The sequence below is a fragment of the Pseudomonas sp. LG1D9 genome, from assembly GCF_002949995.1.
GTDB classification, from domain to species: Bacteria; Pseudomonadota; Gammaproteobacteria; order Pseudomonadales; family Pseudomonadaceae; genus Aquipseudomonas; species Aquipseudomonas proteolytica.
In genome coordinates this window covers 2,773,338-2,795,434 of record NZ_CP026881.1, presented here as the reverse complement: position 1 = coordinate 2,795,434, position 22,097 = coordinate 2,773,338, and the positions used below count along the sequence as shown (strand labels likewise).

Genomic DNA, 22,097 nt, shown 5'->3' with positions numbered 1-22,097 from the left:
TAAAGAACGAACTAGTCAAAGACTAGAAATCAACATTCACCATCACAACGATGGAATGCTCATTTCTAAGCTTTATACAAACAGAAGCAGTAGTGGTGGAGCCAAACGGGATCGAACCGTTGACCTCCTGCGTGCAAGGCAGGCGCTCTCCCAGCTGAGCTATGGCCCCGTATTTCTACAGGCGTTTCCCACACAAAATTGGTGGGTCTGGGCAGATTCGAACTGTCGACCTCACCCTTATCAGGGGTGCGCTCTAACCAACTGAGCTACAGACCCAATTTCGGGCTGCTTCTTTTCGTCTTCTTCAATGAATCAAGCAATTCGTGTGGGAACTTATGGAGCAGCTGATGTCGTCGATTAAGGAGGTGATCCAGCCGCAGGTTCCCCTACGGCTACCTTGTTACGACTTCACCCCAGTCATGAATCACACCGTGGTAACCGTCCTCCCGAAGGTTAGACTAGCTACTTCTGGTGCAACCCACTCCCATGGTGTGACGGGCGGTGTGTACAAGGCCCGGGAACGTATTCACCGCGACATTCTGATTCGCGATTACTAGCGATTCCGACTTCACGCAGTCGAGTTGCAGACTGCGATCCGGACTACGATCGGTTTTGTGGGATTAGCTCCACCTCGCGGCTTGGCAACCCTCTGTACCGACCATTGTAGCACGTGTGTAGCCCAGGCCGTAAGGGCCATGATGACTTGACGTCATCCCCACCTTCCTCCGGTTTGTCACCGGCAGTCTCCTTAGAGTGCCCACCATAACGTGCTGGTAACTAAGGACAAGGGTTGCGCTCGTTACGGGACTTAACCCAACATCTCACGACACGAGCTGACGACAGCCATGCAGCACCTGTCTCAATGTTCCCGAAGGCACCAATCTATCTCTAGAAAGTTCATTGGATGTCAAGGCCTGGTAAGGTTCTTCGCGTTGCTTCGAATTAAACCACATGCTCCACCGCTTGTGCGGGCCCCCGTCAATTCATTTGAGTTTTAACCTTGCGGCCGTACTCCCCAGGCGGTCAACTTAATGCGTTAGCTGCGCCACTAAGAGCTCAAGGCTCCCAACGGCTAGTTGACATCGTTTACGGCGTGGACTACCAGGGTATCTAATCCTGTTTGCTCCCCACGCTTTCGCACCTCAGTGTCAGTATCAGTCCAGGTGGTCGCCTTCGCCACTGGTGTTCCTTCCTATATCTACGCATTTCACCGCTACACAGGAAATTCCACCACCCTCTACCATACTCTAGTCAGTCAGTTTTGAATGCAGTTCCCAGGTTGAGCCCGGGGATTTCACATCCAACTTAACTAACCACCTACGCGCGCTTTACGCCCAGTAATTCCGATTAACGCTTGCACCCTCTGTATTACCGCGGCTGCTGGCACAGAGTTAGCCGGTGCTTATTCTGTCGGTAACGTCAAAATTGCAGAGTATTAATCTACAACCCTTCCTCCCAACTTAAAGTGCTTTACAATCCGAAGACCTTCTTCACACACGCGGCATGGCTGGATCAGGCTTTCGCCCATTGTCCAATATTCCCCACTGCTGCCTCCCGTAGGAGTCTGGACCGTGTCTCAGTTCCAGTGTGACTGATCATCCTCTCAGACCAGTTACGGATCGTCGCCTTGGTGAGCCATTACCCCACCAACTAGCTAATCCGACCTAGGCTCATCTGATAGCGCAAGGCCCGAAGGTCCCCTGCTTTCTCCCGTAGGACGTATGCGGTATTAGCGTCCGTTTCCGAACGTTATCCCCCACTACCAGGCAGATTCCTAGGCATTACTCACCCGTCCGCCGCTCTCAAGAGAAGCAAGCTTCTCTCTACCGCTCGACTTGCATGTGTTAGGCCTGCCGCCAGCGTTCAATCTGAGCCATGATCAAACTCTTCAGTTCAAACATCTTTGGGTTTTTAAGAAACCCTAAACTTGGCTCAGCAATCGTTGGTTACATCTTTGATTTCTCGCGGAGTAACTTGTGATGCTGATAATCTTGTTGACTATCAGTCTGACTCCACAAGCACCCACACGAATTGCTTGATTCAGTTGTTAAAGAGCGGTTGGCTAAGATCTTTCGTCTCAACCGAGGCGCGCATTCTACAGCAGCCTCATTTGCTGTCAAGTGGTTATTTTCAGAAGCTTTCGAGGTTTTCCTCAACAACTTCAACCACTTGCGCTTCCGATCTCTCGTCAGCGGGAGGCGAATTCTACAGCGTTACACGCTGCTGTCAACACCTCTTTTTCAACTTCCTTTTGGCTTCGATGAACTGAAGCAACTTGCTGTCGAATCTCGCATAACTCATTGTTTACCAAGGAGTTTTCCGTTTCGACTGCGCCGGAAGTGGGGCGAATTATAGACTCCCAGGATTTGCCGTCAACCCTTGTTTTTGCTTTTCTATCAATTAGTTACGATCGATTAAAAAACAACCAGCTGCGCTCATATAGAAATCCCTTCTATATAGAAGAACCCCCTCAGATAACCCCCGCCTCCTTCAAGGCAGCCACATGAGCTGCCCCCAGCCCCAGCACCTCACTGAGTACCTTAGCCGTATGCTCACCCAGCAGAGGCGGCGCACTGCGATACTCCACCGGCGTCTTGGACAGCCGCATCGGACTCCCCACCTGCGGCACCTTGCCCGCAAGCGGATGCGGCAACTCTATAGCCAGCCCGCGTGCCCGCACCTGAGGATCGGCAAACACCTGAGCCAGATCATTGATCGGCCCACACGGCACACCCACCTGCTCCAACTGGGCCACCCACTCGGCCGTGGTCTTGAACACCGTTGCTTGACGAATCAATGGAATGAGCGCTGCCCGATTGGCCACCCGCAGCTTATTAGTGGCAAACCGCGGATCATCGGCCCACTGCGGTTGCCCCGCGACCTGGGCAAACTTGCGAAATTGGCCGTCATTGCCCACGGTCAGGATGAAATCGCCATCGGCGGTGGGAAAATCCTGATACGGAACGATATTCGGATGCGCGTTCCCCAGCCGCTTGGGCGACACACCTGTCGTCAGATAATTCATGGCCTGATTGGCCAGACAGGCAACCTGTACATCCAGCAGCGCCATATCGATATGCTGACCACCACCATCATGATCGCGGTGCGCCATAGCCGCCAGAATCGCCACCGTAGAGTACAGCCCAGTCAAAATGTCGGTCAGCGCCACGCCGACCTTGACCGGACCTTCCCCCTCATCACCCTCAGGGCGCCCCGTCAGGCTCATCAACCCACCCAACCCCTGGATCATGAAGTCATAGCCAGCTCGCGCCGCATACGGCCCCGTCTGACCAAACCCGGTGATAGAGCAGTAAATCAGCTCCGGATTGAGCTCCTTGAGCGACTCGTAGTCCAGGCCATACGCCGCCAACCCGCCCACCTTGAAATTCTCGATCAAGATATCCGACTTTGCCGCCAGGTCCCGGACCAGCTTCTGCCCCTCTGGCCGGGTGAAGTCGATAGTCACCGACTCCTTATTACGATTGGCCGATAAGTAGTAGGACGCTTCACTGGTGTTCTCACCATAAGCATCCTTAAGGAAGGGCGGCCCCCAGGCGCGCGTATCGTCACCACTACCAGGCCGCTCGACCTTGATCACCTCAGCGCCGAGATCAGCAAGAATCTGCCCGGCCCAAGGCCCCGCCAGCACCCGTGACAAATCCAGTACCCGCAGATGCGATAGCGCGCCCATGGTTAACCTCCTATTAATAGAACGCCTGGATACCAGTCTGGGCGCGCCCAAGGATGAGCGCATGGACGTCATGCGTGCCTTCGTAGGTATTCACCACTTCCAGGTTGACCAGGTGCCGGGCAATCCCGAACTCATCGGAGATGCCATTGCCACCGAGCATGTCGCGAGCCATACGGGCAATATCCAGGGATTTGCCGCAGGAGTTGCGCTTCATGATCGAAGTGATCTCCACCGCCGCGGTTCCTTCATCTTTCATCCGCCCCAGACGCAGGCAACCTTGCAAGGCGAGGGTGATCTCGGTCTGCATATCAGCGAGCTTTTTCTGGATCAACTGCGTGGCGGCCAGTGGACGCCCGAACTGCTGGCGATCAAGGGTGTACTGGCGCGCCGTGTGCCAGCAGAACTCCGCAGCCCCCAAGGCGCCCCAGGAGATGCCGTAGCGTGCCGAGTTCAGGCAGGTAAAAGGACCTTTCAAGCCGCGCACATCGGGGAAGATGTTTTCTTCAGGAACAAACACGTTGTCCATGACGATTTCACCGGTGATCGAAGCGCGCAAACCGACCTTGCCATGAATCGCCGGCGCACTCAGACCTTTCCAGCCCTTCTCCAGGACAAAGCCACGGATATCGCCGGCGTCGTCCTTGCCCCAGACCACAAACACATCGGCAATCGGGCTATTGGTGATCCACATTTTGCTGCCGGTCAGGCTGTAGCCACCATCCACCTTGCGCGCCCGGGTAATCATCGCACCCGGATCCGAACCGTGGTTTGGCTCGGTCAGGCCGAAGCAACCAATCCATTCACCCGAGGCCAGCTTGGGCAAGTACTTCTGTTTTTGTGCTTCAGTGCCGAACTCATTGATAGGCACCATCACCAGGGAGGACTGCACGCTCATCATCGAGCGATAGCCAGAATCGACGCGCTCCACTTCACGGGCAATCAAGCCGTAGCTGACATAATTCAAGCCACTGCCGCCGTACTGCTCGGGAATCATCGCGCCCAGCAGGCCGGTCTCACCCATTTCACGGAAAATTGCAGGATCGGTCTTTTCATGACGGAAGGCTTCAAGCACACGCGGCGCCAACTTGTCCTGGGCGAATTGCTCGGCACTGTCGCGCACCATGCGCTCTTCTTCGGTGAGCTGCTGATCCAGCAACAGTGGATCGATCCAGTTGAAGCTTGCCTTACCGCCCATGAGTGATTCCTCGCGAAGTAAATCAAAAGTCGTGCATGGAGCCTAGGCCGGGCAGGCGAGGAGGGCAAACGAGGTTTTTGCATAGCCTTGTGCTAATTTCTCACTCCGTAGCGATTAAGAAGGGCAAAACCGCCTTTTATTAGTGAGGGTACGGTACATGCGCAGGAAGATCCCCAGCACCACGGCCTTGGTTAGTTTTGAAGCGGCGGCCCGCCACGAGAGCTTTACCAAGGCCGCACAGGAGCTTTCCATTACCCAGGGCGCGATCTGCCGACAGATCGCCGGCCTTGAGGAGTTTTTGAGTGTCGAACTGTTTCGGCGCTCGCGACGCGGAGTAAAGCTCACGGAAGCCGGGCTTTCCTACAGCCGGCGAGTGGCAACGCAACTCGACGCCGTGGAACGCGACACCCTGTCAGTGATGGGCCAGCAAGGCGCCAATGTGATCGAACTGGCGGTGGTCCCCACGTTCGGTACCCAGTGGCTGATCCCACGACTCAAGGACTTCCAGCGGCAGCACCCCGAAGTCACGGTAAACCTGACCAACCGGACCCGCCCGTTCCTGTTCGCTGACACCGAGTTCGATGCCGCAATATATTTTGGCGACGCCGACTGGTCCGGCACCGAGTCCCACAGGTTAATGGGTGAAAACCCACTGCCCGTCTGTAGTCCACGACTGCTTGGGCAGCGCTCGCATTTCAGCGCCGAAGAAATCGCGGAACTGCCGCTACTGCAGCAAACCACACGGCCCTACGCCTGGCGCCAGTGGTTCAACGCACAACAATTGAACATCCCTCGGGACATGACAGGCCCACGTTACGAGCTATTCTCCATGCTGTCCCAGGCGGCCATGCATGACATGGGCATTGCCTTGATCCCACCGTTTCTTATTCAGCGGGAATTGGGCGAGAAACAGTTGGTGATCGTCAACCAACAGGCCCTGACCAGCAGCAAGGCCTATTACCTGATGATTCCAGAGAGAAAGGTCGAATCCGCATCACTGCACGCCTTTCGAGACTGGCTGGTTGATCAGGCACAGCGTTACAGCCGGCAATTCTAGGCGCTCGCAGATTGCTGACTCTGTAGTCAACAAAACAAAAGCCCTACAGATATAACTATATGTCGCTTTTAAACAGACTGTACCGATCCACAGAAAAATGGCCTGAAAGCCAATAGCTATAAGCTCTACAGCGCTTATTCACCGCCCATGACCGACCATTCATGTCGACAATTGCAAAAATCGCCTTTTCCCTCCATAAGCCTTTAAATACCTGTATTTCAAGAGGTTATTCCAGGGGATTGCGACAATCAGTCACAGGGTGACTTGTAGTTAATTTTTCGTCACCCGTCATAATCCCTTGAAGGCCGTAAAGTTCGCCTGCAAAATGCCGCGCCCTGCTGTCATTTCAGTGGGGTCGTGCTGATCGGCCGCCCCAGTTGCGCCACTCGCGGCGCACTGGCCTTTTTACAAAAATCAAAAGCAAAAAGATCATGCAGGAGATTTGACGTGCACATTGGTGTTCCTCTCGAAACCCAGACCGGTGAAACGCGGGTTGCTGCAACCCCGGAAACCATCAAGAAGCTGATCGGCCAGGGCCATAAGGTCACTGTACAAAGCGGTGCAGGTGTCAAAGCCAGTGTCGTGGACAGTGCCTATGAAACGGCAGGCGCAACCATTGGCAGTGCCAGCGAGGCGTTTGGCGCCGAGCTGATTCTCAAGGTGGTCGCCCCCAGCGACAGCGAGCTGACGCTGATTAAAAGCGGCACCGTGCTGGTGGGCATGCTCAATCCGTTCAGCAACGAAACCATCACCCGGCTGGCCGAACATGGCATCACTGCCTTCGCCCTGGAGGCCGCCCCGCGTACCTCCCGTGCGCAGAGCCTGGATGTGCTGTCCTCCCAGGCCAACATTGCCGGCTACAAGGCGGTGCTGTTGGCGGCCCATCACTACCCGCGCTTCATGCCCATGCTGATGACCGCCGCCGGCACGGTGAAAGCCGCCCGCGTGCTGATCCTCGGCGCCGGCGTCGCCGGCCTGCAAGCCATCGCTACGGCGAAGCGTCTGGGTGCAGTCATCGAAGCGTCCGACGTACGCCCGGCCGTGAAGGAACAGATTGAGTCCCTCGGCGCCAAGTTCGTCGACGTGCCTTACGAGACCGACGAAGAGCGCGAATGCGCCGTTGGCGTCGGCGGTTACGCGCGCCCCATGCCCACCAGCTGGATGCAGCGCCAGGCCCTGGCCGTGCATGAGCGCGCCAAGCAAGCCGATATCGTCATCACCACCGCCCTGATCCCGGGTCGTAAGGCCCCGACTTTGCTGAGCGCCGAAACCGTCGCCCAGATGAAGCCAGGCTCCGTGGTGATCGACCTGGCCGCGGCCCAGGGAGGCAACTGCCCGCTGACTGTCGCCGACCAGGTGGTCGTGCAACACGGCGTGACCATTTGCGGTCCGACCAACCTTGCCGGTGCCGTCGCTGCCGATGCCTCGGCCCTGTATGCGCGCAACCTGCTGGACTTCCTGAAGCTGGTCTTCACCAAGGAAGGGCAGTTTGAAATCAACCTCGAAGACGACATCGTCGCCGCGTGCCTGATGTGCCGCGACGGCCAAGTCATCCGCAAAAACGCCTAAGCAGGGATTCAGACGATGGAAGAGCTTATCTCCCCCGGTATCTACAACCTGATCATCTTCGTGCTGGCGATTTATGTCGGTTATCACGTGGTCTGGAACGTCACCCCCGCACTGCACACGCCATTGATGGCGGTGACCAACGCAATCTCGGCGATTGTGATCGTTGGCGCCATGCTTGCGGCTGCACTCACCGTCACGCCGCTGGGCAAGACCATGGGCACCCTGGCCGTGGCCCTGGCTGCCGTTAACGTGTTCGGCGGTTTCCTGGTTACCCGTAGGATGCTTGAGATGTTCAAGAAGAAAGCGCCCAAGGCTAAAGAAGAGGTGCAGAAGTAATGAGCATGAACCTCGTTACGACGCTCTACCTGATCGCGTCGATCTGTTTCATCCAGGCCCTCAAAGGCCTGTCGCACCCAACCACATCCCGACGCGGCAACCTGTTCGGCATGCTCGGCATGGCCCTGGCGGTACTCACCACCGTTGGCCTCATCTATAAGCTCGGTGCAGAGCTCGCCACTGCGGGCATCGGCTACGTGATTGTCGGCCTGCTGATCGGCGGCACCGCCGGCTCGATCATGGCCAAGCGCGTAGAAATGACCAAGATGCCGGAGCTGGTCGCTTTCATGCACAGCATGATCGGTCTGGCCGCGGTGTTCATTGCCATTGCCGCAGTGGTCGAGCCGCAATCGCTGGGCATCGTCAAGCAACTGGGCGATGCGATTCCTGCGGGCAACCGCCTGGAACTGTTCCTCGGCGCAGCCATTGGTGCCATTACCTTCTCCGGCTCGGTGATTGCCTTCGGCAAGCTGTCGGGCAAGTACAAGTTCCGCCTGTTCCAGGGCGCACCGGTACAGTTCGGCGGCCAGCACAAGCTCAACCTGGTGCTGGGCCTGGCCACTCTAGGCCTGGGCCTGGTGTTCATGTTCACCGGCAACCTCACTGCCTTCGCCGTGATGCTGGCCCTGGCCTTTGTGCTGGGCGTGCTGATCATCATCCCGATTGGCGGCGCCGACATGCCGGTGGTCGTCTCGATGCTCAACAGCTATTCCGGCTGGGCTGCAGCGGGGATCGGCTTCTCGCTGAACAACTCGATGCTGATCATCGCCGGCTCCCTGGTGGGCTCAAGCGGCGCGATCCTCTCGTACATCATGTGCAAGGCGATGAACCGCTCCTTCTTTAACGTACTGCTCGGCGGCTTCGGCAACGCGCCGGATGCGGCAGGGCCAGCGGGCTCGAAAGAAGCGCGCCCGGTGAAGTCCGGTTCGGCCGACGACGCCACCTTCCTGCTGACCAACGCCGACACCGTGATCATCGTGCCGGGCTATGGCCTGGCAGTAGCGCGGGCGCAACACGCCCTTAAAGAGCTGACCGAGAAGCTGACCCATCGCGGTGTCACCGTGAAGTACGCGATCCATCCAGTCGCCGGCCGCATGCCTGGCCACATGAACGTGCTGCTGGCCGAGGCCGAAGTGCCTTATGACCAGGTGTTCGAGATGGAAGACATCAACTCCGAGTTCGGCCAGGCCGACGTGGTGCTGGTGCTCGGCGCCAACGACGTGGTCAACCCGGCCGCCAAGAACGATCCGAAATCGCCGATCGCCGGCATGCCGATTCTCGAGGCCTTCAAGGCCAAGACGATCATCGTCAACAAGCGCTCGATGGCCAGCGGTTATGCAGGCCTGGATAACGAATTGTTCTACCTGGACAAAACCATGATGGTCTTCGGCGATGCCAAGAAGGTCATCGAAGACATGGTCAAGGCCGTCGAATAAACACTGCTCCAGCGCAATACCCAAAACCCCGGCCTCCCGTAGGCTGGGGTTTTTTATTAACGGGAAAAACCCGACCAAAGGCTCTAAATCGCCACCTGGCATTCGACCATGGTAGCGGGACGAAAGCCTTTGAAATCACTAGACTGCCCACCTTGCCTCCGTTGCCCGAGATAACAATCCATGTACCGTGATCGTATCCGCTTGCCTTCGCTGTTGAACAAGGTCATGAGCGCCGCCGATGCTGCCGCCCTGATCGAGGACGGCATGACCGTCGGCATGAGCGGCTTTACCCGCGCCGGTGAAGCCAAGGCTGTGCCCCACGCCCTGGCTGAGCGTGCCAAGACCTCGCCCCTGAAAATCACCCTGATGACCGGCGCCAGCCTGGGCAACGACCTGGATAAGCAACTGACCGAAGCAGGCGTGCTGTCGCGTCGCATGCCATTCCAGGTCGATAGCACCCTGCGCAAGGCCATCAACGCCGGCGAAGTGATGTTTATCGACCAGCATCTGTCGGAAACCGTCGAACAACTGCGCAACAACCAGCTCAAGCTGCCGGACATCGCGGTCATCGAAGCCGTGGCCATCACCGAGCAAGGCCATATCGTGCCTACGACCTCCGTGGGCAACTCGGCCAGCTTCGCGATTTTTGCCAAGCAGGTGATCATCGAGATCAATCTGGCGCACAACCCGAATCTGGAAGGCCTGCACGACATCTATATCCCGACCTACCGCCCGACCCGCACCCCGATCCCGCTGGTCAAGGTAGATGATCGTATCGGCAGCACTGCGATCCCGATCCCGCCAGAGAAGATCGTCGCCATCGTCATCACCAACCAGGCTGATTCCGCCTCCACGGTGACGCCGCCTGACAGTGACACCCAGTGGATCGCCAATCACCTGATCAACTTCCTCAAGCAGGAAGTGGATGCCGGGCGCATGACCAACAAGCTCGGCCCGCTGCAGGCTGGGATTGGCAACATTGCCAACGCGGTGATGTGCGGCCTGATCGAGTCACCGTTCGAAGACCTGACCATGTACTCCGAAGTGCTGCAGGATTCGACCTTCGACCTGATCGACGCCGGCAAGCTGAGCTTTGCCTCCGGCAGTTCGATCACCTTGTCGCAGCGGCGCAATGCCGACGTGTTCGGCAACCTGGAGCGTTACAAGGACAAGCTGGTGCTTCGCCCACAGGAAATTTCCAATCACCCGGAAGTGGTGCGCCGCCTGGGCATCATTGGTATCAACACTGCGCTGGAATTCGACATCTACGGCAACGTCAACTCCACCCACGTCTGCGGCACGCGGATGATGAACGGCATCGGCGGCTCGGGGGATTTCGCCCGTAACGCGCACCTGGCGATCTTTGTCACCAAGTCCATTGCCAAGGGCGGGGCGATTTCCAGCGTGGTGCCGATGGTCAGCCATGTCGACCATACCGAGCATGACGTCGACATCCTTGTGACCGAGATCGGCCTGGCCGACCTGCGCGGCCTGGCGCCACGGGAGCGGGCACGGGTAATCATCGATAATTGCGTACACCCTGACTACCGCGACGCCCTCAACAACTACTACACCGCCGCCTGCGCCATCGGCGGGCACACCCCGCATATTCTGCGCGAAGCCCTGAGCTGGCACATCAACCTGGAAGAAACCGGGCATATGCTCAAAGGTTGATCAACACAGACCCGGGCGGATGCAAACACAGTTGTATTCGCCCGGATCTGCTTGCGACTCATATGGAAAAAACTGTACTGCTGTACCGGTCATTTCCTACCGTAAAACCCTACAAATCCTTCCAAGAACACCTAAAACGCACCAAATCAGTGCCGACAGGTACAGTTGCCCCATTTCTGTACAGTACAGCCCCTATAAACAGTTAACTGGCCCCTCACAATACAGGTGAACTGTATCTAGAGAGTCTTGCGCCGGAGGAGGATCATTGGCATCAGTTAAACCACTACCTAATCCCGCCACAAGCGGAAGGATGTCATCATGGAACGTACACTCAGTTCCGAACTGTTCTTCGAAGATAAAGCTGTCAACACCCAGGCTTCCCTGCCTCTGCGCGTTATCGCCAACCTGATGTTGTGGCAGCGCCGCATCTCCAGCCGCCACCAGTTGGCTCGTCTGGACTCGCGTCTGCTGGCCGATGCCGGGATCAGCGAAGCTCAACGCTACGAAGAGCTGAGCAAGCCGTTCTGGCGCTGATTTAGCGCCCGCTGGCCCTGACCTACCGGGTCCACCGCCAGCACCCCGAATTGTTGTAGCAGAACCCGCCCCGGGTAACCGGAGGCGGGTTTTGTTGTTCTGGGCGGTCGGAAAAGGCTGCTTGACGGCCTTTTCCAGCACGCCAACAAGTACAGTTTAAAAAACGCAAACACAGACCAGTACAATTTTGGATCGGTTTAATTTGTAGCGGTCAATCACCCTTTTCAGGCAGCGACTTCCCACTGCGTACTACCCGAACAGATAGGCGCCAGCTACTATCGCGTCATCAGTTCGTCTCATCCACAGGAGCCACCCATGTCCCGTCTTCGTTTGCTAAGCGCTGCAGCCCTGCTTGCCGTTGCTGCCAATGCCAGCGCCACCAGCCTGATCGTGACCACCGACTCGATCGTGGGCGCGCTCAAAGCCACTTCCGACGCCACCTCCGATGCCACATCGTCCCTTCGCGACAATAAAGTCGTGCGCGCAGCACGCGACGATGCCGCCAGCTTCGTTGCCAGCCAAGGCGCGATCCGTGGCGTGAAGCTGGAAAGCGCCCTGGCGCAGATCCGCCAGCAAGCCCCCCAACTCAACACCGCTACCGACGCGCAACTGGCCCAGGCGATCCTCGCCATCTGACCTTGACTCACTGTAGGAGCGAGCTTGCTCGCGAAGATCGCGAACGATAACGCGGGGCTCACGGCTAAAACACTGCGCTCTCAGGTTCTTCGCGAGCAAGCTCGCTTCTACAGTAGTCGGCCTGCTCGCTGGCTCTCGCCCGGGCATTGCGCTAGCCTTGGCGCTCGTTTTCAGTTGTCGAGTCCCATGGCTTTTTCATACCGTTTGTTGATTGCTCCCACAGTATTTGCCATCTGCGGCGCCGCTCCGGCCCAGGCCTTTGATCTGTCCACCCAAGGCGTCGTCGCCAGCGCTTATGCCACCAGTAAAGTGACCTCGGCGCCGTTCGATCGTAAATTGATACTGGCAGCCCAGGATGACGCTGCTGTGTTTATTGCCACTGACGGCCAATGGCGGGGCGCCCGGCTGGAGAGCGCGCTGGATTACCTGCGTCGCACCGAGCCAAAACTTAAGTCCAGTGACCTTGAACTGGCCCAGGCAATTCTCGTCCAATAATCATCTTTACCTTTTGGAGTCATTCCATGCGTCGCCCGTTGATCGCAGCTGCTCTCGGCCTGTTCCTGCTGGCAGATATCGCCCAGGCACAAACCCTCGTGGCCACCAGTAACATCATTGTTCGTGCTTTCGGCCGCACCATTGATTTCACCTCGGACACCACCACCTCCATCCGTGACTCCAAAGTCGTGCGCGCAGCCCACGATGACGCGGCCAGCTTTGTCGCCAGCAATGGCGATATCCGCGGCGCGCAACTGGAGGCCGCCTTCGACACCCTGCGAACCCGCGTGCCAGAAGCCCGCGACGCCAGCGACCAGGTCCTCGCCGAAGCCATCCTCGCATTGTGAGGCGCTTCACCGCCTGGCTATTGGCTGCGACGGTACTGCTGGCTGCCAGCGCCGCCCAGGCCAGCCTGCAACTGCGGCTCAAGACCGACGGCTTGAGCCCGGCCCAACAGCAGGCCAGCCAGGCATTGCTGGATGAAGCGATGCAGGCGCTGCCGCCGCGCTTCATCGAGCAACTGGACCGGCGCATCGACGTCGGCTGGACCGACGACATGCCCGCCAATGCCTATGGCCAGGCGTCGCTGGTCGCTGAACTGGACCTCAATCGCAAACTGCTGGCCAGCCTTACTGACGGCACCGCCGCCACCCAACAGACCCAGCGCCCCCACGGCACCGTGCGCCGGGAATTGCTCGCGACCGTTCTGCATGAACTGACCCATATCTATGATCGCGCGCGCCTGTGGCCCACGGACCAGCGCTCGTTGATCCGACGCTGCAGCCGCCAGAACAACATCACCGGCCTGGTTGGCCTGCCCGATCAATGCCGTGGCCAGAATGACCGGCGCTTCACGCTCAGCGACGATCCACGCTTGCTTGACCTGGCCGGCTGGCCGCAATACGTCGGCCGCCGTGGCGAGCGCGAGCAGCACAATCGGCAAGTGGCCCGCAGCCCGGACCTTTACGAAATCACCAACCCCAAGGAATTCGTCGCGGTCAACATGGAGTACTTCCTCCTTGACCCGAGCTACGCGTGCCGCCGTCCCGCGCTGTACCGTTACTACCAGCAACACTTCGGCTGGGCCCCGCCAGCCAAGGACGCTTGTGCCAACACCTTCGCCTTCCTCAATGCCGGCAACGATTTTGCCAAGACGCCCCTGGGCCAAGTCGACCCCGAACGCGTATACGCCATCGACTACCTGCTGGCCGAAGCCAACCAGAACCTGGTGAGCCGCTGGGGCCACAGCATGCTGCGCCTGGTGATCTGTGCGCCGGGCCGCCCACGTGGCCCGGATTGCCGCCTGGACCTGGACCAGCACCTGGTGTTGTCCTATCGCGCATTTGTCGGCGACGTACAACTGTCGAGTTGGGACGGCCTGGTAGGCAAGTACCCATCGCGCCTGTTCGTATTGCCCCTGGCCCAGGTGATCGACGAATACACCAAGACCGAACTGCGTGGCCTGGCTTCCGTGCCCCTGATTCTCACGCGCCAGGAGATCAACGACACCGTCGAACACGCCGCCGAAATGCACTGGAGCTACGACGGCAATTACTACTTCCTCTCCAACAACTGCGCCGTCGAAGGCCTGAAACTGCTGCGCAGCGGCAGCGCCAACCCGCAACTGACAGCCCTGGACAACATCACCCCCAATGGTTTGCTGGAAGTCCTCAAGGCCCGTGGGCTGGCCGACACCAGCGTGCTGGACGACCGCCGTGAGGCCTTGCGCCTGGGCTATCACTTCGACTCCTTCCGTGAGCGCTACCAGGCGATGTTCGAGGTGCTGAAGAAGCACCTGCCGATCCCGCAGACCCAGGTCGAAGACTGGCTGACCTTGAGCGCCGAGCAACGCAGGGTGTGGTTCGACAAGGCCGACCTGCGCACCAGCGCCGCATTGCTGCTGCTGGAACAGGCCAGCTTTCGCAAGCAACTGATGCTCGCCCAGGACGAGGTCAAGCAACGCTACCTCGGCGCCCGTGAACTGAAGAACGGCGGCATGGCCAAGGCCGATGCCACGCTGCAGCAGATCCTTGCCAACAGCGGCTTCCTCAGCCGCCCGGCGGAACTGCTCGGCAGCAGCGGTTATGGATTGCCCCAACCCAAGGAGTGGCAGCGCCTGGAATCAGAAAGCGCCTTGCGCCAGAAACAGCTGCAATCGTTGACCGGCGACCTGGATAAAGAGGTGAGGGCGCTGCTGGAGCCTTCGCGCGCTGCGGAAATCGCCGCATGCGAGGCCAATCTCAAGCAGGTTGGCGAACATCTGCGCGCGCTGCACAAGGCCGCTGGCGGGCTGCAACTGCCTTAAAACCGTAGGAGCGAGCGTGCTCGCGAAAAACCCGAACATACCGCGTTTACCCGGCAAACGCGCCTTATCGTTCACGACCTTCGCGAGCAAGCTCGCTCCTACAGTGAACCTCATCCACCTGAAACCTGTTTTTCCAGCGAAAGCTGGCTGAAAGCTTTCGCGATTAGGATCGCCCTCACTACCGGCAATAGACCGGTTGGCCAACCTGAGCGTTTTCATGCCCAGGGGCCCAATTAACAACAACAATGGTGATGCTGATGTCCGCTCGTACCCGCCTGTTTTTCCCGACTCCCCCCGTACGCCTCGCGCTTTTCGTTCTGCGCTGACCCCAACCCGGTTCGCCATTCCCTAGCCGCGCTACGCCTGGAGTATTCCTATGCTGACTTTCCTTGGCTTTGCCATGGTCATCACGTTCATGTTCCTGATCATGACCAAGCGCCTCTCGGCGCTGATCGCCCTGATCATCGTGCCTATCCTGTTCGCGCTGTTCGGTGGCTTTGCGCCGAAGATCGGCCCGATGATGCTCGAAGGCATCACCAAGCTGGCGCCTACCGGCGTGATGCTGATGTTTGCCATCCTCTACTTTGCCTTGATGATCGACTCCGGCCTGTTTGACCCGGCCGTGCGCAAGATCCTCAAGCTGGTCAAGGGCGACCCGCTGAAAGTCTCGGTCGGTACTGCCGTGCTGGCGCTGGTGGTGTCCCTGGACGGTGACGGCGCCACCACCTACATGATCTGCGTGGCCGCCATGCTGCCGCTGTACAAGCGCATCGGCATGAGCCCGCGAATCATGGCCGGCCTGATCATCCTCGCCGGTGGCGTGATGAACATGACCCCTTGGGGCGGCCCGACCGCTCGCGCCGCCAGTGCCCTGCACGTGGACCCATCGGACATCTTCGTACCGATGATCCCCGCCATGGCCGCCGGCGTAGTGGCCATCCTGGTGATTGCCTATATGTACGGCCTGCGCGAACGTGCCCGACTCGGCGTACTGCACCTGCAAGGCGATGAAATCGATCACAGCGAAATCAGCGTCTCACAGTTCCCGGATGCCCGTCGCCCGAAACTGATCTGGTTCAACGGCGCCCTGACCCTGGCCCTGATGTGCACCCTGATCGCCGGCCTGTTGCCGCTGCCGGTGCTGTTCATGGTGGCCTTCAGTATCGCGATGATCGTCAACTACCCGTGCCTGCAACAGCAGAAAGACCGCGTTGCCGCCCACTCGGGCAGCGTGCTGGCGGTGGTCGGCCTGATCTTCGCCGCAGGTATTTTCACCGGCATTCTGTCGGGCACCGGCATGGTCGACGCCATGTCCAAGAGCCTGCTGGCCGTCATCCCTGAAGCCCTTGGCCCGTACCTGGCGGTGATCACTGCGCTGGTGAGCATGCCGTTCACCTTCTTCATGTCCAACGATGCGTTCTACTACGGCGTATTGCCAGTACTGGCCGAAGCCGCCAGCCACTACGGCATCACCGCCGCAGAAATGGGCCGTGCCTCGATTGTTGGCCAGCCGGTCCACTTGCTCAGCCCGCTGGTGCCGTCGACTTACCTGCTGGTGGCCCTGGCCGGTATCGAATTTGGCGATCACCAGCGCTTCACCCTGAAGTGGGCAGTGCTGGTGTGCCTGTGCATAATGGTCGCCGCATTGCTGTTGGGCACATTCCCGCTGTTCAGCACTCTATAATCGTAACAACCCACTGCGCCGGCCCTCCTGCCGGCGCGGTCTAACACTCGCGCAAAGGAACACATATGGAATGGCTGACCAATCCGGAGATCTGGATTGCCTTCTTCACCCTGACGGCTCTTGAGATCGTTCTGGGCATCGATAACATCATCATGATTTCGATCCTGGTCAGCCGTATGCCCAAGCATATGCAAGCGCGCACCCGGATCTTCGGCCTGGCCCTGGCCATGATCACCCGGATCCTGCTGCTGCTGTCGATCACCTGGGTCATGCAACTGACCGCCGACCTGTTCGTGGTGTTCGGCCAGGGTATTTCCGGCCGCGACATGATCCTGTTCTTCGGCGGCCTGTTCCTGCTGTGGAAAAGCTCCCAGGAGATGTACCACGCCCTGGAAGGTGAAGACGAAACCCATGAGGAGCCGAAAGGCAAGGGTGGCAAGTTCATCTACACCATCATCCAGATCGCCATCATCGATATCGTGTTCTCCCTGGACTCGGTGATTACCGCCGTGGGTATGGTTTCCCACGTACCGGTCATGGTCGCTGCGATCATCGTTGCGGTCCTGGTGATGATGCTGGCCGCAGGCACCATCAGCGAGTTCATCGACAAGCACCCATCGTTGAAAATGCTCGCGCTGTCGTTCCTGCTGATCGTGGGTACCGTGCTGATCGCCGAATCCTTCGACGTGCATGTGCCAAAAGGCTACGTGTACTTCGCCATGGCGTTCTCCCTGGCGGTAGAAGCGGTCAACATCAAGATGCGGACCGCCATCGCGAAAAAGAAAAAGCAGCAGGATCCTGTGAAACTGCGCAAGGACATCCCGGGCCAATAACCCGCGGGCAACACCTGTAGGAGCGAGCGTGCTCGCGAAAAACGCCAACGGTAACGCGTGCTGCCTGATTGCACGCGCTGCCCTTGAGTTCTTCGCGAGCATGCTCGCTCCTACAGTCGTTTCAGGCGCCTGCAAAAAGCTGATTTCATGACAGTTTTGTTTCAAAGCCGACTTTAGCTATGCGATGCTGGCGCACAGGCCGTTCGCCAACTACAGCTTAAGTACACAACACAAAACGGCACGCGGCACTTTTTGCTCCACTTGGAGCACGACTCAATACAGGGGGCCGAGCATGCTGACCCTGCTCAATCTTCTTTCCGCCGTGACCTTGCTGATCTGGGGCACGCACATCGTCCGTACCGGCATCCTGCGGGTCTACGGCTCCAACCTGCGCCAAGTCATCGGGCAGAACATGGCCAGACGCTGGCTGGCGTTCATTGCCGGGATCCTGGTCACCGCCATGGTGCAAAGCAGCAACGCCACGGCGATGCTGGTGACCTCGTTTGTCGGCCAGGGCCTGATGGGCCTGACGCCCGCCCTGGCGACCATGCTCGGCGCCGATGTCGGTACCGCGCTGATGGCACGGGTGCTGACCCTGGATCTGTCCTGGCTGTCGCCGCTGCTGATCTTTCTCGGGGTGATCTTCTTCCTGTCGCGCAAACAGACGCGCGCCGGGCAGATGGGTCGGGTCGGTATCGGCCTGGGCCTGATCATTCTCGCCCTGCAACTGATTGTCGAAGCCGCCGGGCCGATTACCCAGGCCCAGGGCGTCAAGGTGCTGTTCGCCTCGCTGACCGGTGACATCCTGCTCGACGCCCTGGTGGGCGCGCTGTTTGCGATGATTTCCTACTCCAGCCTGGCCGCCGTGCTGCTGACCGCAACCCTGGCCGGTGCCGGGGTGATTGGCCTGCATGTGGCCATCGGCCTGGTGATCGGGGCCAATATCGGCAGCGGCGTCCTGGCGTTCCTCAGCACCAGCATGCAAAACGCCGCCGGCCGCCAAGTGGCCCTGGGCAGCCTGCTGTACAAGCTGATCGGCCTGCTGCTGATCATTCCCGTCCTGGACCCGCTGGTGCTGTGGATGGACACCCTGGACTACAGCGCCCAAGGCATGGTCATTACCTTTCACCTGCTCTACAACGTCACCCGCTGCCTGATCCTGCTGCCCACCATCGGCCCGATGGCGCGCCTGTGTGCCTGGCTGCTGCCGGAGCGCCCGGAGGCCAATGGCCTGGCCAAGCCCCGTCATCTGGACCCGACGGCGCTGACCACCCCGAGCCTGGCCCTGGCCAACGCCGCCCGGGAAACCCTGCGCCTGGGGGACCTGATCGACAACATGCTGACCGCCATGCTGGAAGTGCTGCGCGGCAAACAAACCGCCATCACCCAGGAAATGCGCAGCCTCAGTGATGACGTCGAGGCACTCTACAGCGCGATCAAGCTGTATCTGGCGCAAATGCCCCGCGAAGATCTCAGCGAACACGACAGCCGACGCTGGGCCGAAATCATCGAGCTGTCGATCAACCTGAAGCTGGCCGGCGATTTGATCGAACGTATGCTGCGTAAGGTCCAGCAGCAGAAAACCTCCCAGCGCCGCTCGTTTTCCGAAGTCGGGCTCGAAGAACTGGCCGGCCTGCATAGCCAGTTGATCTCCAACCTGCGCCTGGGCCTGTCGGTGTTCCTCAGCGCCGACCCGGAAAGCGCCCGCCAGTTGCTGCGCGAGAAGCGCCGCTTCCGCGCCCAGGAACGGCGCCTGGCCCACGCCCACGTCAGCCGCCTGCAACGCAAAATCGTGCAAAGCATCGAGACCAGTTCCCTGCACCTGGAGCTGATTGCCGACATGAAGCGCCTGAACTCGTTGTTTTGCAGCAGTGCCTATGTCGTGCTGGAAACCTCCGAGACCGGTGCGTTGGCGGTGGACAATATTGCCGACATCACCCATTCGCCCTGAACGAACCGCACACCCCGGGAGTCAGTTAAAAACACCACCTACCCAATGTAGGAGCGGGCTTGTGTGGGAGCGAGCTTGCTCGCGATAGCATCACTGCGGTGTAACTGATTCACCGAGTGCGCGCATCGCGGGCAAGCCCGCTCCCACAAAAAGCCAGTTTCAACCGTTATTGCTCGCTAGGAACCCCGTTATGCGTCGCCTGCTACTCGCCTGCCTGCTCATAGGCTCGGCCCACGCCTCTGCCTTTGATCGCTTGCAGGTCGAAGGCTACATGTTGCCCAACGGCCTGCAATTGCTGCTCAAGCCGGGCACCGAGCGCGGGCACGTGGCGATCCGCCTGGTGGTCGGCGTAGGCCTGGATGACTTCAGTTGCGAAGACAAAGAACTGCCGCACCTGCTGGAACACCTGCTGTTCAGCGGCATCGATGGCGGCGGCGAAGGCGAGCTGGAAGAACAGATGCAGGCCCTGGGCGGGGAGTGGAACGCCTACACCAGCAATGCCGACACCACCTTCGTCATCGAGGCCCCGGCGCGCAACCAGCGCAAGGTGCTGGACCTGCTGAAGGCGATCCTGACCCGGACCGAGCTGAGCGACGCCGCAATCAACGCCGCCAAGCAGGTGGTGGAGCGCGAAGATGGGGGTCACTATTCACACCTGCAACGCCTGCTGGATCGCCAGGACCTGGGCCATAACGCCAGCAATCAACTGGCGGTGGAACTGGGCCTCAAATGCGCCGAGCGGGCCGAAGTCGAACACCTGACCCGCGCGCAACTGCAGAGCGTGCGCCAGGCCTGGTACGCCCCCAACAACATGACCCTGATCATCGTCGGCGACCTCGACAAACTGCTGCCGGCCTATCTGGAGCGCACCTACGGCCAACTCGAGCCGGTCGACCCCAGCGAACACCGGGCGTTGCCGCAAACCCTGGGCGCCGCAGCGACCCATCGTGACCTGATCCGTGGCTGGGTCGGCGATGGCGCCAAGCTGCACTGGTTGTTCCCCGAACCCACGCTGGACGAGCAGCACGATGCCACCTACGACCTGCTCAAGGACTACCTGGATTGGGCGTTGTATCGCCAGTTGCGCCTGCAGCATGGCCTGTCCTACGGCCCATGGAGCGAGCGCGAAGTGCTGGGCGGCGTGGGGTTCATGAGCCTCAACGCGGACCTTGACCGCGATAACCTGCCCGAGGCCGAACGCGTTCTTGAAAGCCTCAAGACCAGGCTGCTTGAGGACGGCCTCGACCCGGCGACCTTCAGCCGCCTGCAACAAGCCGCCATCGACCGCCAGGCCTGGGCCGTGCAGGGCAATAGCGCGCTGGCCGACTACTACTGGGGCGCCTTGGCCGACTACGCCGACGGGCATCTTCGCGACCCGGCCAAGCGCCTCAAGGCCGTGAGCCTGGCGCAAACCAATCAGGCCATGCGCCAGCTGTTCAACCAGCAGGGCTACTGGCGCATCGAAAAACCGCTGCTCAGTTACGACGCCCTGGGCTGGATCGCCGCAGGCGTGCTGGGGCTGATTGCTATTGTGCTGATTGGGCTGCGCCGTTATCGCAAAGCAATTGTGCAATGACACGCCTATCCACAGGCTAAGACGTTATTCTGTCTGGGATTTTTTCCTACAAAGACTGCGAACTGCCGAATGCCAAACCTGACCCTTCTCATCCAGCGCGTCCTCGAACTGATGAAGCGCTACCCAGGGGTGATCGCACTCGGCGGTTTTATCTCGGGGGTGGGCAGCTTTATCCTGGTGGACCGCCAACAAGGCATGGCCAGTTGGATCGCGATCATCATGCTGGTGAGCTGGCTGTGGCTGATGCTGGAGAACAGCTTCACCCAGTTGTTCAGCAAGGTCTTCAAGCGGGAAATCCCCGAACCGCTGCTGCGCTACGCCACACAGATGATCCACCAGGAAAGCCTGTTCTTTGTCCTGCCGTTCTTTTTCGTCACCACCACCTGGAACAGCAGCCAGGCCATTTTCACCGGCTTGCTGGGCGCCGCCGCACTGGTCTCGATCACCGACCCGCTGTACTACAAATGGCTGGCGCCCAAGCGCTCGCTGTTTCTGGCACTGCACACCCTGACCCTGTTTGCCGCCTTGCTCACCGCACTGCCGATCATCCTGCACCTGACCACCGCCGAGAGTTACAAACTGGCGCTGGGGGTGGCGATGGCCTTGTCGATCCCCAGCCTGGCCGTGAGCCTGCCGCTGCGCAGCGTCAAGGGTTGGCTGATGTTGCTGGGCGTGACGGCGGCGATTGGCTGCGCGGGTTGGTTCCTGCGCAGCTGGGTGCCGCCGGCCACCCTGTGGATGACCGAAGTGGCAATCAGCACCCAATTGCAGGACCGCACCCCCGGCGATGACCTCAAAGAAGTCAGCGCCAGCCAACTGCGCAGCAGCGGCCTGTACGCCTATACCGCAATCAACGCACCGCGCGGGCTGGACGAGCGCATCTACCATGTGTGGCAGTTCAACGGCAAAGAGGTCGACCGCATCGCCCTGGATATCCATGGCGGACGCAAGGAAGGCTACCGGGCCTGGACCCACAAGCAGAACTTCCCGGCGAATGCCGTGGGCCGCTGGCAAGTACGGGTGCTGACCGAAGACGGCCAGGTGATCGGCGTGTTGCGCTTTAAAGTCACTGACACCGTACAAACGGACACGCCAAAGTAGGACGGATCGTGCTATTACATAGCA

The 22,097-nt window shown here is 59.4% G+C and carries 17 protein-coding genes, 2 tRNA genes and 1 rRNA gene; 15 read left to right on the top strand and 5 right to left on the bottom strand.

Annotated elements, in window-relative coordinates; all coding sequences use genetic code 11:
• Nucleotides 1-93: 93 nt before the first annotated feature.
• The 5 genes from C5F71_RS13495 to C5F71_RS13470 form a co-directional block, all read right to left on the bottom strand.
• Nucleotides 94-169: transfer RNA gene (locus C5F71_RS13495), tRNA-Ala, on the bottom strand.
• Between the two features lie 30 nt (nt 170-199).
• Nucleotides 200-276 (bottom strand) — tRNA-Ile (locus C5F71_RS13490).
• Between the two features lie 82 nt (nt 277-358).
• Nucleotides 359-1,895 (bottom strand): 16S ribosomal RNA (locus tag C5F71_RS13485).
• Between the two features lie 575 nt (nt 1,896-2,470).
• On the bottom strand, nt 2,471-3,691 hold the full coding sequence (locus C5F71_RS13475) for a CaiB/BaiF CoA-transferase family protein (protein ID WP_104911292.1): 1,221 nt from the start codon (nt 3,689-3,691) through the stop codon (nt 2,471-2,473).
• 13 nt (nt 3,692-3,704) lie between these two features.
• The gene (locus C5F71_RS13470; RefSeq protein ID WP_029290432.1) at nt 3,705-4,886 is read right to left on the bottom strand and encodes an acyl-CoA dehydrogenase; all 1,182 of its coding nucleotides are present in this window, start codon (nt 4,884-4,886) and stop codon (nt 3,705-3,707) included.
• 157 nt (nt 4,887-5,043) lie between these two features.
• Here C5F71_RS13470 and C5F71_RS13465 point away from each other — a divergent pair, with 157 nt between their 5' ends.
• The 15 genes from C5F71_RS13465 to C5F71_RS13395 all read left to right on the top strand — a co-directional run bounded on the left by C5F71_RS13465 (nt 5,044) and on the right by C5F71_RS13395 (nt 22,073).
• Entirely contained in the window at nt 5,044-5,943 is a 900-nt protein-coding gene (locus C5F71_RS13465) for a LysR family transcriptional regulator (protein WP_104911291.1), read from the top strand.
• A gap of 447 nt (nt 5,944-6,390) precedes the next feature.
• Nucleotides 6,391-7,512, top strand: coding sequence for a Re/Si-specific NAD(P)(+) transhydrogenase subunit alpha (locus tag C5F71_RS13460; protein ID WP_029290427.1), 1,122 nt, complete (start codon nt 6,391-6,393; stop codon nt 7,510-7,512).
• 15 nt (nt 7,513-7,527) lie between these two features.
• Nucleotides 7,528-7,848 (top strand): NAD(P) transhydrogenase subunit alpha, encoded by a 321-nt coding sequence (locus tag C5F71_RS13455; RefSeq protein ID WP_003233786.1) that lies wholly within the window; start codon nt 7,528-7,530, stop codon nt 7,846-7,848.
• The gene (locus C5F71_RS13450) at nt 7,848-9,284 is read left to right on the top strand and encodes an NAD(P)(+) transhydrogenase (Re/Si-specific) subunit beta (protein WP_029290421.1); all 1,437 of its coding nucleotides are present in this window, start codon (nt 7,848-7,850) and stop codon (nt 9,282-9,284) included. Before C5F71_RS13455 ends, C5F71_RS13450 begins: the two co-directional genes overlap by 1 nt.
• Nucleotides 9,285-9,464: 180 nt before the next feature.
• On the top strand, nt 9,465-10,958 hold the full coding sequence (locus tag C5F71_RS13445) for an acetyl-CoA hydrolase/transferase family protein (protein WP_092232542.1): 1,494 nt from the start codon (nt 9,465-9,467) through the stop codon (nt 10,956-10,958).
• 318 nt (nt 10,959-11,276) lie between these two features.
• Complete coding sequence (locus C5F71_RS13440) at nt 11,277-11,492, top strand: DUF1127 domain-containing protein (RefSeq protein ID WP_007911656.1); 216 nt, start codon at nt 11,277-11,279, stop codon at nt 11,490-11,492.
• Between the two features lie 315 nt (nt 11,493-11,807).
• Nucleotides 11,808-12,128 carry a DUF2388 domain-containing protein gene (locus C5F71_RS13435; RefSeq protein WP_029290413.1) on the top strand — a complete coding sequence of 107 codons (321 nt, stop codon included), beginning with the start codon at nt 11,808-11,810 and terminating at the stop codon, nt 12,126-12,128.
• A gap of 186 nt (nt 12,129-12,314) precedes the next feature.
• The gene (locus C5F71_RS13430; RefSeq protein ID WP_029290411.1) at nt 12,315-12,623 is read left to right on the top strand and encodes a DUF2388 domain-containing protein; all 309 of its coding nucleotides are present in this window, start codon (nt 12,315-12,317) and stop codon (nt 12,621-12,623) included.
• Nucleotides 12,624-12,649: 26 nt separating this feature from the next.
• Entirely contained in the window at nt 12,650-12,970 is a 321-nt protein-coding gene (locus C5F71_RS13425; protein WP_029290409.1) for a DUF2388 domain-containing protein, read from the top strand.
• The gene (locus C5F71_RS13420; protein WP_092232534.1) at nt 12,967-14,928 is read left to right on the top strand and encodes a DUF4105 domain-containing protein; all 1,962 of its coding nucleotides are present in this window, start codon (nt 12,967-12,969) and stop codon (nt 14,926-14,928) included. The genes C5F71_RS13425 and C5F71_RS13420 overlap by 4 nt, the downstream gene beginning before the upstream one ends.
• Before the next feature lie 376 nt (nt 14,929-15,304).
• A complete protein-coding gene (locus C5F71_RS13415) occupies nt 15,305-16,612 on the top strand; it encodes a CitMHS family transporter (RefSeq protein WP_070995498.1) in 1,308 nt (435 codons plus the stop codon).
• 65 nt (nt 16,613-16,677) lie between these two features.
• Complete coding sequence (locus C5F71_RS13410; RefSeq protein ID WP_104911290.1) at nt 16,678-17,445, top strand: TerC family protein; 768 nt, start codon at nt 16,678-16,680, stop codon at nt 17,443-17,445.
• Between the two features lie 292 nt (nt 17,446-17,737).
• Nucleotides 17,738-19,396, top strand: a complete 1,659-nt coding sequence (locus C5F71_RS13405; RefSeq protein WP_029290400.1) for a Na/Pi cotransporter family protein — start codon at nt 17,738-17,740, stop codon at nt 19,394-19,396.
• A 190-nt stretch (nt 19,397-19,586) separates the two neighbouring features.
• Complete coding sequence (locus C5F71_RS13400; protein ID WP_104911289.1) at nt 19,587-20,972, top strand: pitrilysin family protein; 1,386 nt, start codon at nt 19,587-19,589, stop codon at nt 20,970-20,972.
• A gap of 69 nt (nt 20,973-21,041) precedes the next feature.
• Entirely contained in the window at nt 21,042-22,073 is a 1,032-nt protein-coding gene (locus tag C5F71_RS13395; protein ID WP_029290396.1) for a DUF5924 family protein, read from the top strand.
• The last annotated feature ends 24 nt before the right edge of the window (nt 22,074-22,097 follow it).

Coding starts and splice junctions, on each gene's coding strand:
- C5F71_RS13475 (WP_104911292.1), bottom strand. CDS start 3,691: ATGGGCGCGCTATCGCATCTGCGGGTACTGGATTTGTCACGGGTGCTG.
- C5F71_RS13470 (WP_029290432.1), bottom strand. CDS start 4,886: ATGGGCGGTAAGGCAAGCTTCAACTGGATCGATCCACTGTTGCTGGAT.
- C5F71_RS13465 (WP_104911291.1), top strand. CDS start 5,044: ATGCGCAGGAAGATCCCCAGCACCACGGCCTTGGTTAGTTTTGAAGCG.
- C5F71_RS13455 (WP_003233786.1), top strand. CDS start 7,528: ATGGAAGAGCTTATCTCCCCCGGTATCTACAACCTGATCATCTTCGTG.
- C5F71_RS13450 (WP_029290421.1), top strand. CDS start 7,848: ATGAGCATGAACCTCGTTACGACGCTCTACCTGATCGCGTCGATCTGT.
- C5F71_RS13445 (WP_092232542.1), top strand. CDS start 9,465: ATGTACCGTGATCGTATCCGCTTGCCTTCGCTGTTGAACAAGGTCATG.
- C5F71_RS13440 (WP_007911656.1), top strand. CDS start 11,277: ATGGAACGTACACTCAGTTCCGAACTGTTCTTCGAAGATAAAGCTGTC.
- C5F71_RS13435 (WP_029290413.1), top strand. CDS start 11,808: ATGTCCCGTCTTCGTTTGCTAAGCGCTGCAGCCCTGCTTGCCGTTGCT.
- C5F71_RS13430 (WP_029290411.1), top strand. CDS start 12,315: ATGGCTTTTTCATACCGTTTGTTGATTGCTCCCACAGTATTTGCCATC.
- C5F71_RS13425 (WP_029290409.1), top strand. CDS start 12,650: ATGCGTCGCCCGTTGATCGCAGCTGCTCTCGGCCTGTTCCTGCTGGCA.
- C5F71_RS13415 (WP_070995498.1), top strand. CDS start 15,305: ATGCTGACTTTCCTTGGCTTTGCCATGGTCATCACGTTCATGTTCCTG.
- C5F71_RS13410 (WP_104911290.1), top strand. CDS start 16,678: ATGGAATGGCTGACCAATCCGGAGATCTGGATTGCCTTCTTCACCCTG.
- C5F71_RS13405 (WP_029290400.1), top strand. CDS start 17,738: ATGCTGACCCTGCTCAATCTTCTTTCCGCCGTGACCTTGCTGATCTGG.
- C5F71_RS13400 (WP_104911289.1), top strand. CDS start 19,587: ATGCGTCGCCTGCTACTCGCCTGCCTGCTCATAGGCTCGGCCCACGCC.
- C5F71_RS13395 (WP_029290396.1), top strand. CDS start 21,042: ATGCCAAACCTGACCCTTCTCATCCAGCGCGTCCTCGAACTGATGAAG.